At 40.1% G+C, this 1833-nt stretch carries 1 protein-coding gene; it reads left to right on the top strand.

The window, feature by feature from the left end; genetic code table 11:
* Positions 1 to 187 precede the first annotated feature (187 nt).
* Entirely contained in the window at positions 188 to 1672 is a 1485-nt protein-coding gene (locus G602_RS0117060) for a transposase (protein WP_026660029.1), read from the top strand.
* The last annotated feature ends 161 nt before the right edge of the window (positions 1673 to 1833 follow it).

The following is a 1833-nucleotide window of genomic DNA, read 5'->3' as shown; positions in this document are numbered from 1 at the left end:
AATATACTCTCGGAATCTATAAGCCAGTAACAATGCGGCTTTCAGATTCCTTTTTTATTAAAATCCCCCACTTTTTTATCAAAAAACACTTGACATTTACCTCCAAAAATGCGGCGCTTCGCGCCCTTGTTAAAAAGGATGTGTCGTTACGGCGCGGCCGTAAGTTTTTTGATTGGAGGGCGATTTTATGTTACCTGTTAATTGTGGCAGTCATGCCGACTACCAAAACTTTGTTGTTGAAAATCTCCGCAAATATTACCCTGATCCAGATGCTATATCTCAAAGCACCTGGGATATCATAGACCGCTTTTGGAACCTTGATCTTTCCTACACTGATCAAAACATGATCTCCAAGTATTCTAAATTTGGTCCTGCTCCCAGAACTCCTTCCTGCATGCATCGTTCTTACCTTCTTAGCATTGACTTCAAAGTTGATTCTATTACCGAATGGGTTTCACAATTAAAGATCAATCCTCTTTATGCCATTCTCAGCGGTTTTGAAGTAGGTGATACGCCCGGTATTGGAACTTTCTATGATTTCTTTTCCAGGCTGTGGGATTCGAATGATAATAACCTGTCTTCTCATCTGCATAAACTAAAAGCCACTGTTAAAAAACCTGGTAAAAAAGGTTCTAAAGCAAAACCCATTGATAAAGTTACTGTCGATGAACTATTTAAGCAGCTCGAAGGAACTACGTTCTCTATTAAGGATCAACCTTATGGTTCTCTCTTTGAACTTTTTATGAAAGAATTTCTGGAAAACTCTGTCCGTAAAGGTCTGATAAATAGTTCTAATCTATCTATTGCCGGCGACGGAACTCCTGTTGTCACATCAGCAAGAGAACGCAAACATCGCATCTGTGAATGTGCCGAAAAAGGTATTACTGACTGCGACTGTGAAAGATACTTTTCTCAGCCTGATTGTGACATCGGATGGGATTCCTCCAGAGACTGCTTCTATCACGGATATGATCTATATATGATTGTTGCGTCAGACTCAGAAAGTGATCTCCCCGTATTCCCGCTCTTAAATCCAGCCTCAATGCATGATTCGCATGGCTTTCTTCATTCCTTCTTCAGGATGAAATCATTTCTTCCGGATTATAACGTCCGTAAACTATTACTGGATTCTGCTCATGATGCCATGCCTTACTATGAATACTGTAAAAAGGAACACATAACTCCTTTTATTGATTTAAACGAAAAGCGTGGCATAAAAGTGCAATACAAGAATGATTTCACCATTGGTAAAGATGGTGTTCCTGTATGCAAGGCTGGAAGAAAAATGAACCATGATGGTGTTGAAATCTCCAAATACCGCATTAAATTCCGTTGTCCCTTGGCAAGCAGAAAATTTGGATGTTCCTGTAGTGAACCATGCTCGAATTCCAAATATGGTCGTACTGTTCATTTGGCCATGAAAGATAATCCGCGCCTTATAAACATACCGCCAAGAGATAGTGATGAATGGAAAAACGAGTATAATGCAAGAACTTCTGTTGAACGCTCAAACAAGCGTGAGAAAATAGACTTCAAGCTAGAAAGCGGCAGGCACCGCTCAACAAAGATGTGGTACTGCCGCCTCTATCACATCCTCATGTTACAACATTTGGATGCATGGGATCTGCCTTACGAATCCGCCCTGAGAAAGTTGGTTTGTAATGTAGCATGATCTCGTAAATATCATACAGCATTCTCAGGCATAGCAACAGTGTTATGTCTATTATTCATGCCCTGTTTTGCATCTTTTTTTCATCTTGGGTAATATTCACTTGTCAAAGTTCAATTGCCAGAATTTAGCTGGCATGATCACTCAAGATTCCGAGAGATCAT

Origin of the sequence: Butyrivibrio sp. AC2005 (genome assembly GCF_000424145.1) — a bacterium.
In the GTDB taxonomy this organism is placed as follows: Bacteria; Bacillota; Clostridia; order Lachnospirales; family Lachnospiraceae; genus Butyrivibrio.
This window is presented reverse-complemented; position numbering and strand designations above follow the sequence as displayed.

Excerpts from the sequence above, each read along its gene's own strand:
- G602_RS0117060 (WP_026660029.1), top strand. The coding sequence starts at position 188 with ATGTTACCTGTTAATTGTGGCAGTCATGCCGACTACCAAAACTTTGTT.